The sequence below is a fragment of the Brevibacillus sp. AF8 genome, assembly GCF_021270385.1.
Classification (GTDB): Bacteria; Bacillota; Bacilli; order Brevibacillales; family Brevibacillaceae; genus Brevibacillus.
On sequence record NZ_JAGQDN010000012.1, the window covers coordinates 40,083 to 55,148 of the forward strand.

15 protein-coding genes are annotated in these 15,066 nt (G+C 46.2%); 6 read left to right on the forward strand and 9 right to left on the reverse strand.

The features are described from left to right. The first annotated feature begins 103 nt into the window (after positions 1-103). The gene (locus tag KB186_RS16520) at positions 104-754 is read left to right on the forward strand and encodes a hypothetical protein (protein WP_173611123.1); all 651 of its coding nucleotides are present in this window, start codon (positions 104-106) and stop codon (positions 752-754) included. A gap of 55 nt (positions 755-809) precedes the next feature. Here KB186_RS16520 and KB186_RS16525 read toward each other — a convergent pair whose 3' ends face one another. Continuing rightward, entirely contained in the window at positions 810-1,577 is a 768-nt protein-coding gene (locus KB186_RS16525; RefSeq protein WP_232773999.1) for a hypothetical protein, read from the reverse strand. A 176-nt stretch (positions 1,578-1,753) separates the two neighbouring features. On the opposite strand from KB186_RS16525, the gene KB186_RS16530 reads away from it, so the two are divergent. Further along, on the forward strand, positions 1,754-2,611 hold the full coding sequence (locus KB186_RS16530; protein WP_232774000.1) for an SDR family NAD(P)-dependent oxidoreductase: 858 nt from the start codon (positions 1,754-1,756) through the stop codon (positions 2,609-2,611). Positions 2,612-2,648: 37 nt separating this feature from the next. Here the strand turns inward: KB186_RS16530 and KB186_RS16535 are convergent, their stop codons facing one another. Further along, positions 2,649-3,158: a DUF2165 family protein gene (locus KB186_RS16535; RefSeq protein ID WP_173611120.1), complete on the reverse strand. Its 510-nt coding sequence runs from the start codon at positions 3,156-3,158 to the stop codon at positions 2,649-2,651. 272 nt (positions 3,159-3,430) lie between these two features. On the opposite strand from KB186_RS16535, the gene pdxR reads away from it, so the two are divergent. Then, positions 3,431-4,894, forward strand: coding sequence for a MocR-like pyridoxine biosynthesis transcription factor PdxR (pdxR, locus tag KB186_RS16540; protein WP_173611119.1), 1,464 nt, complete (start codon positions 3,431-3,433; stop codon positions 4,892-4,894). 221 nt (positions 4,895-5,115) lie between these two features. Here the strand turns inward: pdxR and KB186_RS16545 are convergent, their stop codons facing one another. The 7 genes from KB186_RS16545 to cyoA all read right to left on the reverse strand — a co-directional run bounded on the left by KB186_RS16545 (position 5,116) and on the right by cyoA (position 11,019). After that, positions 5,116-6,072, reverse strand: coding sequence for a carbon-nitrogen hydrolase family protein (locus tag KB186_RS16545; protein WP_232774001.1), 957 nt, complete (start codon positions 6,070-6,072; stop codon positions 5,116-5,118). A gap of 67 nt (positions 6,073-6,139) precedes the next feature. Then, positions 6,140-6,712, reverse strand: coding sequence for an SCO family protein (locus KB186_RS16550; protein WP_173611117.1), 573 nt, complete (start codon positions 6,710-6,712; stop codon positions 6,140-6,142). 15 nt (positions 6,713-6,727) lie between these two features. Further along, entirely contained in the window at positions 6,728-7,054 is a 327-nt protein-coding gene (locus KB186_RS16555) for a c-type cytochrome (RefSeq protein WP_173611116.1), read from the reverse strand. Between the two features lie 121 nt (positions 7,055-7,175). Beyond that, positions 7,176-7,508 (reverse strand): cytochrome o ubiquinol oxidase subunit IV, encoded by a 333-nt coding sequence (gene cyoD / locus KB186_RS16560; RefSeq protein ID WP_142498141.1) that lies wholly within the window; start codon positions 7,506-7,508, stop codon positions 7,176-7,178. After that, positions 7,509-8,105, reverse strand: coding sequence for a cytochrome o ubiquinol oxidase subunit III (gene cyoC, locus KB186_RS16565; RefSeq protein WP_173611115.1), 597 nt, complete (start codon positions 8,103-8,105; stop codon positions 7,509-7,511). After that, positions 8,105-10,078: a cbb3-type cytochrome c oxidase subunit I gene (locus KB186_RS16570; protein WP_173611114.1), complete on the reverse strand. Its 1,974-nt coding sequence runs from the start codon at positions 10,076-10,078 to the stop codon at positions 8,105-8,107. The genes cyoC and KB186_RS16570 overlap by 1 nt, the downstream gene beginning before the upstream one ends. Positions 10,079-10,113: 35 nt before the next feature. Beyond that, positions 10,114-11,019, reverse strand: a complete 906-nt coding sequence (gene cyoA, locus KB186_RS16575; protein WP_173611113.1) for a ubiquinol oxidase subunit II — start codon at positions 11,017-11,019, stop codon at positions 10,114-10,116. A gap of 259 nt (positions 11,020-11,278) precedes the next feature. On the opposite strand from cyoA, the gene KB186_RS16580 reads away from it, so the two are divergent. The 3 genes from KB186_RS16580 to KB186_RS16590 are packed head-to-tail and all read left to right on the forward strand — an operon-like array spanning position 11,279 to position 15,027. Beyond that, positions 11,279-12,799, forward strand: coding sequence for a spore germination protein (locus KB186_RS16580; RefSeq protein WP_232774002.1), 1,521 nt, complete (start codon positions 11,279-11,281; stop codon positions 12,797-12,799). A 2-nt stretch (positions 12,800-12,801) separates the two neighbouring features. Continuing rightward, positions 12,802-13,929 carry a Ger(x)C family spore germination protein gene (locus KB186_RS16585; protein ID WP_232774003.1) on the forward strand — a complete coding sequence of 376 codons (1,128 nt, stop codon included), beginning with the start codon at positions 12,802-12,804 and terminating at the stop codon, positions 13,927-13,929. A gap of 3 nt (positions 13,930-13,932) precedes the next feature. Continuing rightward, positions 13,933-15,027 carry a GerAB/ArcD/ProY family transporter gene (locus tag KB186_RS16590; RefSeq protein ID WP_232774004.1) on the forward strand — a complete coding sequence of 365 codons (1,095 nt, stop codon included), beginning with the start codon at positions 13,933-13,935 and terminating at the stop codon, positions 15,025-15,027. The last annotated feature ends 39 nt before the right edge of the window (positions 15,028-15,066 follow it).

A 15,066-nucleotide genomic window follows, 5' to 3' on the forward strand; every position in this document is an offset into this window, starting at 1 on the left:
CGCAATCAACCTCCCGTATTCCCAATATTATACACCTCATGATAGAATCGGAAAGGAAATTCCGCACATTTCCAATTATGTATAAAAAGGTGGATCAATTCAGATGAAAAAACTAGTATCCGTAGCTTTGCTGCTCTCCATGTTGGCTGTTTCTGCTTGTTCGAACAAACCAGCTGATACAAAGCCAGCTGAGCAAAATGCAGCACAAACCACAGAAGCTGCTAAAACAACTGAAGCTCCAAAAACAGATTCTGCTACACCAGCTCCAACTGCAACAACAAACGACAAGCTGGAAGCAAAAAAGGTTCTGAATGACAAAGTGGAAATCTTGATTCCAAAAGGCTTTACTGTCATGTCCGAAGAGATGGCAAAAACAAAATACCCGATGGAAAATCGTCCTACCCTGATTTATACCGATGAAAAAGGTTCCATTAACATTGCGTTTAGTCATACAGAAACTCCTATTCAGGAGGACAGCCTCATCAAAGACCTGAAGGACCCGATGAAACAAGCGTTTTCCAATATGTACAAAGATGCGACCTGGTATCGCGATGAAGTAATCCAAATCAACGGGAAAAACGTTGGTGTGTTCGAACTGCTGACTCCTGCTGCTGATACGAAAATTTACAACCTCATTTTCTTTACAGAGCTCGACGGCAAAATGCTGATGACCACTTTCAATTGCACCGAGGCACAAATGGAAGAGTGGAAGCCACTCGCACAAGAAATTTTGATGTCTTATAAAGTGCAATAAGGAAACAACGATTCCCTCTCATACAGAGTAAAAGCACCCGCCAATGGGTGCTTTTTTAGCTTTTCCTGTTTGCTCCATCCAACTCCTTTTTCCAACGAAGCAAAGCCTCCCGAGAAGGATACGGATTGGGAAACTGCAATGCTTGCTCAATAGATTGAAAAGCTTGAGCATGCATCCCTGCTTTTCTTTGCGCGTCTCCCAAGTAGTACCAATACTTCGCCAAATCGCTCTCTTCGAGGACAGACTCATAGTAGGCAACCATCTTCTGAAAATAATAGGGATAGACATCGTCTGCGATTACCAGATTTCCTGCGTCCCACCTATACACCTCTACTTGAAACGCTTTTCCGCTATCATGTAGCCACAGCGCAAGCTCTGCGTAGCCATCCATTCCATTAACCCCTGACATGTCCTCCACCTCACCCCTGCTTGTTCGTGTCTCTTGATGGAGCATGTGCATAAATCCATTCGCTGACCACTGCAAAATGTCTATGTTTGACCATACCCCGCCTATCTGCCACCCAATCAATAAGCTATTCATGTGGGCGTTGACAATCGGAGCAGCCACTAATTCGGAAACCGTATAGCCTTGTCCTTTGAAATTGCCGATTGGGTGCCAGCGATCCTCATCCTGCTTGGCGACCATGACGTACATTTCGCCCTTGTTGCGATAAACACAGGCAATCTCCTGATGATTATCTCCATCGAGATCAGCGACGATAACCGCTGGTTGATCGTGCGGCTTTGGCATGACCACTAGTTCTGACGTAGGAGGGATCAAGCTGTTTATGGCGCTCCAATGCTGCGTTCCGATTCGCTTCATATTGGTCTCACCCATCTTTCAAGTCTCAACAAAAATATATGCTCCTTTTTTCACCACATGCTCGCAGTATCCTCAATTGCACTTGTGCGAAAATTTAATAGACACTATCACTAAATGTCTATTATAATCAAAACATCATTTCGATACGTTTGCATTACATTTGAAGGAGGCCTATCATGAATCAGTTTGAAAATAAAGTAGCGGTCATTACCGGAGCGGCCAGCGGTATCGGTCGTGCATTGGCAATGCGCTGTGCTGACGAGCAGATGAAGGTTGTTCTTGCCGATGTGGATGTAGCAGCACTCCAAAGAGTGGAGCAGGAGTTAAAGACAGCAGGAGCAACTGTCCTCGCCGTTGTAACGGACGTTAGCAAAGAAACAGATATCCAGACGCTCGCACAAAAAACGCTAGACTCGTTTGGTTCTGTCCATCTATTGTTCAACAATGCAGGGGTTGGTGGAGGCTCGACAATCTGGCAAAGCACCCTCGCTGATTGGCAATGGGTCATGAATGTGAACTTGTGGGGGGCCATTCACGCTACAAAAATTTTCGTACCCACGATGTTAAAACAAGGGACTGAATGCCACATCGTGAACACCGCCTCTCTCGCTGGCCTTGATACTGGACCTGGGAATAGCATTTATCGTGTAAGCAAGCATGCGTTAGTCAGTCTGTCGGAAACCCTCTACCACGAATTGAAAATGATCCAATCCAAAATTGGTGTTTCCGTTTTATGCCCCGGCTTTGTTCAGACGCAAATATGTGACGCCTATCGCAATCGGCCAGCCGAGTACAGCAAACCAGGAGATATCGTAGAGCCCTCACCAATGACTACCGCCATCGACCAGTTCATTCGTTCAGGTGTCGAGCAAGGAATTTCTCCAAAAGAGGTAGCTGACCACACCTTCCTGGCGATCAAGAGCAATCGCTTTTACATTCTGCCGGATCCCTCTTATAAAGAAACGGTGCGCCAGCGAATGGAAGATATTTTGAACCAGCATAATCCGACGTTCGTGATTCCCTCGCATATTTAACAAAAAGCCACGCTCTCAAAGGAACGTGGCTCTTGTATTAGCTATCTGTTAATTCTCGATCTCGCAAGGAAACCAAAATAACGAATCCAATCATCACCTCTGTAATGTTAAACGCTACCTGCTGACCATTCCATACTTGTGATTGCCACATGGCGAACCACTCTGCACCTACAATGGCAAATCCGAAAAACCAGATGCAAAAGGCAACCATGTAAGCGATGTACGCGAATGTTTTCGAGTTATTGAACGTTTTCGCATCCTTTTTTACATGACGCAGCATATTTCCTGTAGCGACCCAACCAAAAAGTGAGAATAATCCTTCCGCAATGATAATTCCGATATAAGCTATGGTGTGAGCAGTAGGATCAGTAATCGCTCTCCACATAAGTGCGTTCCCCTCAAACGTGGTATCCATGGACAGAACATGTTGAACAAATTGATAGTTGGATTGATAGTCCATAAGATTCCCTAAGAAAATGGATGTTCCAAATGCTGCGGATAATGCTACAACCAAAACCTTTACATATCGTAACGTCAAATTACTCAATGATGCTCACACCTCTTTTCCCTATTCCCTATACTGTCTTTACTCATTCTCGATCGGATTGACTCCCCCTTTCTCTTTGTAAGAAAAATCTATCTATTTTTATCACGAGTATTCATATCCATTAGATGGAAACCTAATCATACTCATTCGGAAATGGAACTTACCCATTCATGATTTTTACCCCATCCATGTTCAACAGTTTGGAACGGTTTTGTCACATGTATTTTTCTTAACAATGTTATGATGAAATGGACTCCCCCATATAACAAACAATGAATATGTGCAAGGTTGTGATTATCATTTGGAAGCCTGATCGGTCGAGCAGTCAAACTTTATACCACCAAATAGCCGATGAGATTGAACGCAGAATTTCATATGGAGAGTTCCCCCCTGGGAGCCTGCTCCCTTCTGAGAGAAAACTGGCTGAGCAATTAGGAGTAAACCGAAGCACTGTTATTCTGGCGTACGAGGAACTTCGGGCATTAGGCATCATTGAGAGCAGAACAGGAAGCGGTACTCGTGTGTGTAAAAATAAATGGGAGGCAACTCCGAAGCATACACCGAACTGGCATCGATATGTAGAAGGTGGTCAATTCCTCCCCAATTTGTCTTATCTGCGTCGGATCAGAGAGGCCTTGCAAAAAGACAGCAGCCTCATCGATTTTGCGAGTGGAGAATTGTCTTCCCAGCTCTCACCAAGCAAGGAGATCAGTACCCAGATGAAGGAAAACCCCTTCACCGAATATTTGGGTTACGACAATCCGCAAGGCTTTACACCATTGCGTGAAGAGCTGGTCTCGTATTTGTCACGATACCGCAATGTGCAGACAACGGACTCTTCCATTCTGATCACGTCGGGTTCTCAACAATCTTTGTATTTGATCACCCAGTGTCTGCTTGCACCCGGCGATGCAGTTGCCATCGAAGATCCCTCTTATTGTTATTCGTTGCCTATGTTTCAATCTGCTGGTCTTCGTCTGTTCCGCCTTCCCGTCAGCACTAACGGAATGAACCCAGAAGATATTCGCGTTTTGTATAAAAAGCATCGGATCAAGATGATCTTTATCAATCCTACTTTTCAAAACCCTACAGGGGTTTGTCTTGATCCCGCACGACGCGCGCAGCTGTTGGATGTAGCAAGCGAGCTCGGTCTTCCGATTGTAGAGGACGATCCTTTCAGTCTCACTTCCTATGACGGCAAGCCTCCACTGCCACTCAAATCATTGGATCAGCTTGGCTCCGTTCTCTACATCGGTTCCTTTTCCAAAATTGCTGCATCCGGCTTACGAGTCGGTTGGATGGTGGCCCCTCATTCCGTTGTCGAGCGTTTGGCAGATGCCCGCCAGCAGATGGATTTTGGCCTGAGCGTGGTGCCACAAAAAATCGCGGCCCAGTTTTTGCATTCTGATAACTTCCTGCCGCATTTAGAGCGGTTACGTATGCATTTACAGTACAGAAGAGATTTGCTTGTGGAGGCACTGCAAAAAGAGTTGCCCAATGAGCTTTCATTCACCATTCCCCAAGGCGGATTACACTTGTGGTGTAAAATTAACCTGGATGTAAACGACAACCAATTATTTGAAGAAGCCCTTCGCAGAGGCGTGGTTTTTGTGCCGGGGAGTGTGTATGGTTCAGACTCCGGCTACATTCGCTTTACCTTTGCGCGACCAAAAGAAGAGGAAATTACGCTTGGTGTCGCTAAATTTGCGGATGCCTTGAAGGCTGTTTTGTCATAACGATGGTTGTCCACGAATGATTGTCGTCGGGGGTTACATTCGGCTAATTATTAAATAGCTGCGTAGGTAGAAGCGCATTCCCCCTTTCGGGGAGTAGGCCGAAGCAGTAGGCCGAAGCGCAGACTGGAAATGCGCTTCTTCCCCCACCACAGCAACTTATAAAAGACGACCTCCACGGCTTTTATCAAGCAATGGAGGTCGTCTGCATTTTACAAAAGGACTTACTTCATCCATTTCACATTCTCTTTTTTCTCTTCATTTACCAACAATGTAAAAACATCCGGTCGCGAGTAATGTCCAACGACATCAAAATCGAATTGGCTATAAGCGATATCGCGCATGTCCAGATCAGCGTAGAGAATCTCCTCCCGACCAAAAACAGGCTCGACGATATAGTCACCCAATGGCCCTACAATCGCACTTCCACCTCTGCTCATCTCGTCTGGTGAAGAGATCAGATCGTCGTAGCAGGCCAAATCAGTCGGATACATATCTTTTGTTACGTACTGATTGCTCGATAAAACAAAGCATCTGCCCTCCAATGCGATATGCCGGATGGTAGCTTGCCACGCATCCCTCGCGTCTGCTGTAGGTGCGATGTAGATTTGAACGCCTTTTGCATACATCGCTGCTCGCGCTAGCGGCATATAATTTTCCCAACAAATCAGGGCCCCGATCTTACCGTAAGGAGTATCAAATACCGGCAAAGTACTTCCGTCCCCTTCGCCCCAAATCAACCGTTCGGATGCAGTCGGCTTCAGCTTGCGATGCACGCCGAGCAACTCACCATCTGGTCCGAAAAATAAGACGGAACAATATAAGGTGCCGCCGCTATTTTCATTGTCTTTCTCGATCACACCAATGACGAGATACACGCCAGCCTTGCGCGCTGCCTCCCCGAGCCTGTCTGTCTCTTCACTCGGGACGACAATCGAATTGTCCCAATAACGAAACCAGTCTTTACGCCCCTCAGCGGAACGACTGCCTACTTTTGCTCCAAAAGCAAGGCCTCTCGGATACGCAGGGATAAAAGCTTCGGGAAAAACGACGATTTTCGCTCCTTTTTCGCCTGCTTCCAATGTCAGTGAAACTGCCTTCTCCGTACTTCCCTCTCGATCCATTATGACCGAAGCAGCTTGAACAACGGCTACTCGTACGTTATGTTGCTGGATTGACATGTTACATCCCTCCCAAATAGAGCATCTGCCTTGCTTTCCTATTATTCGGCGTACCCGACTGGCTCCCCTACTCCTGCAACGCTTTTATATCCTCGATAATTTGATTGTAAGGCACGTCCGTCATTCCTTCATAACGGTTAACCACTGTTCCCTTTTGATCGACCAAGTATAAAAACGTGTCGTGGATGATTTGATCGGAATTAGGGTCCTTTTCTATCGGAGTCTTGAATGATTTGAGAATAAATGTTTTGATCTCTTCAAATCCATAGCCAGTCAATGCATGCCAATTGGAGAAATCCGCATTGAATTTACCCAGATAGGACTTCAATGCCTCTGGCGTATCTCTTTCTGGATCAACCGAGAAAGAAACAAACTCCACATCCACACCAGCTTCTTTTGCTTTTTTCTGCAATTCAGCCATGTTTGCTGTCATCGTAGGACAAACGGTTCCGCAATACGTAAAGACAAAGTTAGCAACCCATACCTTATTTTCCAGATCTTTTGATGAAAAAGGCTTCCCTTCCTGATCCGTATAAGCAAATTCATTGACCGGATAGTTGTAATCATATCTTGCTGGACCACACGCAGTTACCAAAACCATCAGGATACTGAGCATGATCAACCAAGCTGTTTTTTTCATTGTACCACCCCTCTCCTATTCTTTTTTCTCAGAGAGCCACTTCGCTAACTGGCCGATTTCTTCTGGGCTGAGTACATTTTCATAACCAGGCATGCCATTTGCGCCGGCCGTAATGATTTCAACGAGTTTTTCCTCCGTCATTTTCGAGCCAACTTGCTGCAAGCTTGGACCCACCCTACCGGATAAATCGTTACCGTGGCAGCTCATGCAATTATTTTTGTATAGCTTCATCGCACTTTTATCTGCATCTGCAACTTCTGTTTGCCCTTCCGTCGCGCCATTGCTGCATGCAGATGCAACCAGGAACAGCGAACCAATGAAGAGATACTTGATGGCTTTCACAGAACCCCCCTACCTTTCCTACGGGAAAACCGTTACCTTACAAAAAGGGACGGCCTGCTGTATCCGCTAGACCAAGAATCAGGGCGTACAGCAGTACGCCCCCGATTAAATTCGCTCATGATTATAGCGCGACCATGTTGTACATCATGATCCAGATAGAGCCGATCACGATGAGGAATACGATAAACAACCCGAGTAAGAGCGACATCAAGTTGTAGCGTGGTTTATCCTCTTCTTTCAGGTGCATGAAGAAGAATAACTGGACAATAAACTGGAACAGAGCCGCTCCTAAATAGATGATGAGTCGCTTATCACTATCCAGCCAACCGTTTTCTAGTGCCAGAATAGGAATGATTGTGAATACAAGCGACAAGACGAAACCAATCACATACGATTTCAAAGAACCATGACCGCCGTGTTGTTCTGTCGTGCCATGCACAGATTGCTTGCTCAATTAATTCACCCCCATCACATACACGATGGTGAAGACGAAAATCCAGACCACATCAAGGAAATGCCAGAACAAGCTGATGATGTTAACTTTTCGTTTCGTTACGGGTGTAATCCCGTGCTTCGCGATTTGCATGATGACGATGATCATCCACCCCATACCGAGCGTCACGTGCAAACCATGCGTTCCTACCAATGTGTAAAAGGCAGTCAGGAATGCGCTCGTTCCAATCGTTGCCCCTTCACTAACCATATGAATGAACTCGTTGATTTCCAGGAACAAGAAGGATGCTCCCAAAAATATGGTAACTCCCAGCCAGTTCATCAAAGCAAGACGATTTCCCTTATTCATAGCGAGAATCGCAAGACCGCTCGTAAAGCTACTGGTCAGCAAAATAAACGTACTCGCGTAAATCCCATTCATCTGGAACAGATCTTTTGGACCTGGACCACCATCCGTGCTCCCTTGCAGTACGATATAAGTCGCAAACAAGGTAGCGAACAAGATGACATCCGTCATGAGGTAGATCCAAAAGGCAAACGTGCGCAATTCCTCTTGGTCTGGATGATGATCATGATGTCCAGCATTCACATTAGCCATTACGTAATCACCCTCCCTGCTTCCGCCTCTGTACGTTTAATCTCTTCCACCGTGACGTAGTAGTCCGTGTCGTAGTTAAACGAGTGAACAACCATACATGCAATCACACCAATAAACCCTGGTACAGCCATCCATAACCAATCAAAAATCAAACCGAATCCCACAAAGAACCAGAACATGGACATCACAATCGGAATACCGGAGTTTTTCGGCATATGAATCGGTTCCAGTTCTACTTTCGCCGGCTTTTCCAAGCCTTGCTCGATGCGCAGCTTTCTTTCATGCCAATCATCTTGAGACGTTACCTGCGGCATGACGGCAAAGTTATAGAACGGAGCGGGAGAAGGAATCGACCACTCCAATGTACGAGCATTCCACGGGTCGCCTGTTGTATCTCTCTTCATGTGTTTGATGCTGTGTGCAATATCCCAAATTTGGACAAGGAATGCAGCACCCATGATTACGGCACCAATCGTCGATACCAGGTTCATTTCGAACCAGCCTTTGTCCCAGCCGTACGTGTAAAGACGACGTGTCATCCCCATCAAGCCCAATGCGTATTGCGGCATGAAGCACAGGTAGAACCCGATGTTCCACAGCCAGAAAGCCCAACGGCCAATCCGCTCATTCAGCTTGAAGCCAAAAATTTTCGGCCACCAGTAGTACAAGCCAGCGAAGAATCCAAACACGACACCCGCAATAATTACTTGGTGGAAGTGTGCAATGAGGAAGTAGCTGTTGTGATATTGGAAGTCAGCAGGTGCCACTGAGAGAAGTACACCCGTCATCCCACCAATGACGAAGTTCGGGATAATCCCGACCGTCCACAGCATCGGCGTCTCGAACGTAATTTTTCCTCGAAACATCGTAAACAGCCAGTTAAACACTTTCACACCAGTCGGAATCGCAATCAACATCGTCGTGACGGCGAAGAACGCATTGACGTCCGCACCGGAGCCCATTGTGAAGAAATGATGCGCCCATACGAGGAACGAAAGAACGCTAATGATGATCATGGCGAACACCATGGATTTGTAGCCAAACAGCTTTTTGCGTGAGAACGTCGCAACGATCTCGGAGAAAATCCCGAACGCTGGCAAAACGATAATATAAACCTCCGGGTGACCCCACATCCAAATCAAGTTAATGTACATCATCGGATTACCGCCGCCATCCAAGGTGAAGAAGTGCCCACCCAAATAGCGGTCGATAAACAGCAGTGCCAATGTTACCGTCAAGATTGGGAATGCGAAAACGATTGCGATACAACTCGACAAAACTGACCAGGAAAACATCGGCATTTTCATCAAAGTCATACCTGGAGCACGCACTTTCAAGATCGTGACGATAAAGTTAATCCCGGTCATCAAACTACCAATACCTGAGATCTGAATCCCCCAAATGTAGAAATCCTGACCTGGTCCCGGGTTAAAGGCTAGCTCCGAATACGGCGGATAAGCCAGCCAACCTGCATCAGGAGAACCCCCAATGACGAAGGACAAGTTAAACAGCATCGCCCCTGAGAAAAACAGCCAGAAGCTGAGCGCATTCAAAAACGGAAAGGCTACGTCACGTGCACCGAGTTGCAGCGGCACGATAACATTGAACAATCCAAACATAAGCGGCATCGCCATAAACAGAATCATAATGACGCCATGCGTCGTAAAAATCTGGTTGTAGTGATCCCCACTCAAAAACTGCATCTCAGGCATGACGAGCTGTGCCCGCATCAGGAGAGCATCTACCCCTCCTCGAAACAGCATGAGAACGGAAGCGAGAATGTACATAATACCGATCTTTTTGTGATCGACAGTTGTCAGCCATTCGCGCCAGAGCCATCCCCATTTTTTAAAGTAAGTCAGCACTGATACGATTGCGATGATACTGAGCACAATGCTGACGTCCGCACCGTAAATAAGTGGATCGCCTGTTACGAAAAATTCAGAGGCGAATTCTTTCACACTCTCCCACATCGTTGTTTCTCTCCTCCCTCTTCCAATTCAACCGACTATTCTTTCACCCTCGCTGGCGGTTGCACTCTCGTAGATAAGCCGTGATTGTGTGAAGCAGCGTACTTGGTCACAGTCATCTCGTACAACCCTTCAGGGAAAGCGGAGAAATAACGCACATCCGATGTTCCTTGTTTAGTCAGCTCTTTGTAACCATCCAACGTCAGCTCAGGGGAAGTATGTTTCACCTGATTCACCCATTGATCAAAGTCTTCTTGGGAAGTCGCATTCGCCGTGAAAAACATCTTCGCAAATTCTTTTCCGGTAAAGTTCGCACCTGATCCCATGTATTCACCCTGTTCATCTGCTTGCAGGTAGAGAGTCATAGACATGCCAGACATGGCATAAATCTGACCGCCTAGCTGTGGAATCCAGAATGAATTCATCGGAGCGTCAGATGTCACTTCGAAACGTACCGGCACATCCTCTGGGAACTGCACATAGTTCACAGTGGCAATGCCTTGTTCAGGATATTGGAACAGCCACTTCCAATCCAAATTCGTCACTTGAATCGTGATCGGTTTCTTTTCGGATTCCAACGGCTTGGATGGCTCCAACGAATAGGTGTACCGAACTGTCACGATCCCAATTAACGTAATAATGATGATGGGAATGCCCCACCAAATGATTTCCAGTTTCGTACTGTGTTCCCAATCAGGCGTGTACTTCGCCTTTCTTCCTTTTCTGTCACGGTATCGCCATACAATGACAAAAGTAAGAATTAGTACAGGAACAATCACGATTAGCGTTAAAAGCGTGGATAAAATCATTAAGTCCTTTTGCTGTTCACCAATGGGTCCTTTCGGATCGAGCACGATATAGTTATCAGCGCAACCGGTCGTCAAGAACAGCAGGATGAACATGAACAAAAATGACATACAGCGTACTGTCTTGGACGTCTTCATGTCCTTGTCCTCATCTCCTATCACCATGCACGGGGTACTATTGAAACAAGTCTTACTCTAAAGCCGGACCGATGGAGTGTCACCAGCCAATGACAAAGTGGATCAACCAGCCATGTTCAAGAATCCGCTGCATTTTGGACACTTTTTAGACATAAAAAAATCCTTCTCTCTCAAGAAGGTCCTTATCTAGTCGAATGGAATTGGAAATCGATGGGTACCCTAAGATCACTTCCATCTCATTGCTGTTAGGTGAAGCTACGTGATTAAAAAGTTTCGGAGAAAGCTATCCATCCATCAAATCAAGCAGAATCAGAAACCAAAAGAAACTCCCTTACAGAGGGATCTTCAAGCAAATGTGACCACTATTCAGAGTCATTTTGGGTTCACGAGTGATCTAGCCGTCCGAACCCTTTGGCTTGGGACAAATCAATCACAACAAGCTTCTTTGCTGTTCCTGAAAGGTATGACGAATCAGGACGTAATGGATCGGGATATCATTAGACCGTTGATGAACACCATTCGTAATCCCAACGAGGACATGATTGATCATATTCTGAATGCTGTTCTGCATGTCTCGATGGCGTGGAAGGAAAGCACCCTGGAAAAAGTACTGGAGCAGCTTGCTCGGGGATATATCGTGCTTTTTATTCAGAACCAAGCACAATGCATGATTATCGGAGCCAAATCGCTTGGACAAAGAAGCGTGGAAGAGCCTGCCAAAGAAGCAGTCATTCGTGGGCCACGCGAAGGTTTTATTGAAACGATTGACACAAATCTCTCACTCATTCGCAAAAGATATCACAATCCCAATCTCCTAATTGAAACCTACTGGATCGGTACACAATCAAATACAAGGGTTTGTATCGCCTACATCCGAGGAATTGTGAAGGAAGAATTGGTCGACGAGGTGAAAAAGCGTCTATCCGCCATAAAAATGGATGCTATCTTGGACTCCGGCTATATTGAGCAATGGATCGAAGACGAGCCTTTTTCCATTTTCCCAACCATCTTCAACAGTGAGAAGCCGGACATCCTGGTAGCCAAGATTTTAGAGGGGCGTGTAGCCATTTTGGTAGACGGCAGTCCAGTTGCCCTCATGGTACCAGCTACGTTTCAAGAGTTTTTTCAAAACCCGGAGGATTACTATTCCCGCCCTTTCTATGCCAGCTTTTTGCGCTTGCTTCGCTATGCAGCATTTTTCGTCTCAGCATTTCTCCCGTCTCTCTATATATCTTTCGAAAATTTCCACAAGGACTTAGTCCCCCCCACGTTGTTGTTCAGCTTTATCAATGCCAGAGAAGGGGTTCCGTTCCCTTTGCCCATCGAGCTGCTTCTTATGGCAATCGTCTATGAATGGCTGCGTGAGGCTGGGGTCCGCATGCCTCGCCCCATCGGACAAGCTGTCAGCATCGTAGGAGCTTTAGTCATTGGTGAGGCGGCCGTTAGTGCGGGATTAGTTGGGGCGCCGACCGTTATTATCATTGCCGCGTCAGCCATCACTTCGTTTATTTTCCCTGCCATCTCTGACGTGGTAGTCATTCTGCGATTTGTCTCCATATTTGCCGCCTCGGTGCTTGGATTGTACGGCAATTTTCTCGTCCTTTATGTGGTTGCCATCTATCTGTGCGATCTCCGCTCGTTTGGGATACCTTATCTTGCTCCTCTAGCTCCTTTGAAACTGCAAGATTGGAAGGACTTCTTTATCCGCTTTCCTCTTTGGTTTATCAAACAAAGCTCTGGTGCTACCCCTTTCCCACTGAAGAAGCAAAAGGGAGAATGATCATGAGGACACTAACAGCTGTGATAGGCTTGCTGACTGTCGTTTTGGGGGGATGCTGGAATAACATCGAGCTCACTGAGACAAGATTTGTCACGGCGGTTGGAATCGACTTGAATGAGGAAGGCCGTTATGTCCTTACGGTGAATGTCATGAAGCCCAGCAATGGAAAAACAGATGCAGGAGGCACGGCGGAAAAAAGCGCGATTATCCAATCGACAGGCTTTACCATGTTTGACGCAGCGCGAAATATGATCGAGTACTCGGGGTACAAGCTTAGCTATCATCAAATGCAATACGTAGCGATTGGCACTGACGCAGGCAAAAAGGATATCATCGGCCCTCTTGATTTATTTTTTCGCGATCAGGAATTATCCGGTCGTCACTGGGTCATTTATGTCGAAGGAAAAGCGGAATCTCTCCTGCACACACAAGGAAATACGAACGAAATCCAGCCACTGCAAATCAACGAAAAAATGAGAGCCAGTCAAGCTCTTGGCAAATATCCACCCGTACGTTCACTCGATCTTATGCGCATGATGGCGGGTAAAGAGAAAGTAGGCTATCTACCGATCAGTCATCCAATCCAATCGAAGAAAGAAAGCCGTGAAGCTGGAGCTGTCATTATCAAAGGCGGAAAAGCGATCGCTTCGATCAATGAGACACAGGTGCGCGGATTACTGTGGACAACGGGGAAAATAAAAAGCACGATTGTCATCGTTCCACTCAAGAAGCAGGGACAATACGCCTCGATCGAGATTATAGGTTCCAAAACAAAAATCCGTCCCGTTCTCGAAAATAATCAGTTACATATCCAAGTGACTGTCTATCCACACGGATATATCGGAAGTCTCAATCATCCCCTTCCAATAGATACCGAGACGTATAAATGGCTGCAGACCAAAATTAATCATGTCATTAGAGATGAAATTCATGAGGCTGTAGCGGTAGCCAAGAAAAACAAGGCCGATATTTTTGGCTTTCATGAATATGTACATCGCGCGTATCCTCAAGTGTGGAAAACTTGGGAAGAACAATGGCCCGCTCACTTTTCAGAACTTGACGTAAAAGTGAATGTTCAGAGCAAGCTCCTCCTAAATGGACTTCTGGCAGAGCAACTTGGCGATAAATAAGGAGTGGGATGGTTGGACGTCCGCATGATTTCAAGATTTCAGTGGGTCTCGATCCAAGCATTAAGTCTCCCCATTATGGGACACGTCTTCCTCATCGAACCACTGATTCACACCGCTGGCAGAGACGGCTGGATATCTGCTTTGATCAGCATTCCCTCAGGCATTCTATTCGTCCTGCTATTGAGCATTCTGCGAAGTAAACTTCAAAGCACCTCGTTGCTGACGGGAACAGAAGAAAAAGCTGGTAGAGCACCAGCTGTCCTTTTGTGTGTGATCTTACTCGCCTACTTTCTGTTTGCTTCTGCTACAACGATGCGTGGTTTGGAGGAGTTCGTCAAAATAACCTTTTTGCCGGAGACGCCACTCTGGGCAATCGGGACGAGCTTCATGCTACTTATTTGGTTCAGTCTGCAAAGAAATATCGAATCCATCGCTAGATTGGCCGTCATCTTTTTTTTGATGACGCTGATAACCGGACCGATTGTTGGACTGACACTCATGCAAGAAAAAGATTATGCCCGCATTTTGCCGATCCTCGACAATGGGTGGGGACCTGCTCTGGAGGGCTCGCTTTACTATGTTGCATTGTGGGGGGAATTGATCTTAGTCCTCCTGCTTCAGTCAAAATGGGTCGGAGTGCGTCATGACTTCAATGGTTTCTCCTTCCTGGTGTTATTTAACGTCTTTTTGGGCGCATCGATGCTAATGGGTGCCATCGCCGTATTTGGGCTGCCTCTCTCGGAAAAATTGGACTGGCCCGTGCAAAATACAGTCAGACAAATAAAAATGGGCTTTATAAGCCGCGGAGACATTTATGGTTTATATACGATGACAGCAGGCTGTTTCATCCGGGTAGCGGTATTTTTGTACGCCATCTGTGAATGCCTTGCCTTTCTCTTTTCCACCAGTTTCAAAAAACTGAGTTTACCTGTCTGTTTGGTTACACTTTCCATGTCTTTACTCGTGTTTTCCAATCACCAACAACTCTTGCAGGTCAATCACTCCTTTTACAAGTATGGATACGTGCTCCTGCTGCTGCCAATTTTTTTGCTGATTCTCTTCCGGATTAAAGGGGGAAAGGCGGTAGAGAACCCTTGAGTAAGCAAAAGAAAAAGGCCACCTCAAGGCGGCCTTTCC

Coding starts and splice junctions, on each gene's coding strand:
- KB186_RS16520 (WP_173611123.1), top strand. CDS start 104: ATGAAAAAACTAGTATCCGTAGCTTTGCTGCTCTCCATGTTGGCTGTT.
- KB186_RS16525 (WP_232773999.1), bottom strand. CDS start 1,577: ATGAAGCGAATCGGAACGCAGCATTGGAGCGCCATAAACAGCTTGATC.
- KB186_RS16530 (WP_232774000.1), top strand. CDS start 1,754: ATGAATCAGTTTGAAAATAAAGTAGCGGTCATTACCGGAGCGGCCAGC.
- pdxR (WP_173611119.1), top strand. CDS start 3,431: ATGAATATGTGCAAGGTTGTGATTATCATTTGGAAGCCTGATCGGTCG.
- KB186_RS16545 (WP_232774001.1), bottom strand. CDS start 6,072: ATGTCAATCCAGCAACATAACGTACGAGTAGCCGTTGTTCAAGCTGCT.
- KB186_RS16550 (WP_173611117.1), bottom strand. CDS start 6,712: ATGAAAAAAACAGCTTGGTTGATCATGCTCAGTATCCTGATGGTTTTG.
- cyoC (WP_173611115.1), bottom strand. CDS start 8,105: ATGGCTAATGTGAATGCTGGACATCATGATCATCATCCAGACCAAGAG.
- KB186_RS16570 (WP_173611114.1), bottom strand. CDS start 10,078: ATGTGGGAGAGTGTGAAAGAATTCGCCTCTGAATTTTTCGTAACAGGC.
- cyoA (WP_173611113.1), bottom strand. CDS start 11,019: ATGAAGACGTCCAAGACAGTACGCTGTATGTCATTTTTGTTCATGTTC.
- KB186_RS16585 (WP_232774003.1), top strand. CDS start 12,802: ATGAGGACACTAACAGCTGTGATAGGCTTGCTGACTGTCGTTTTGGGG.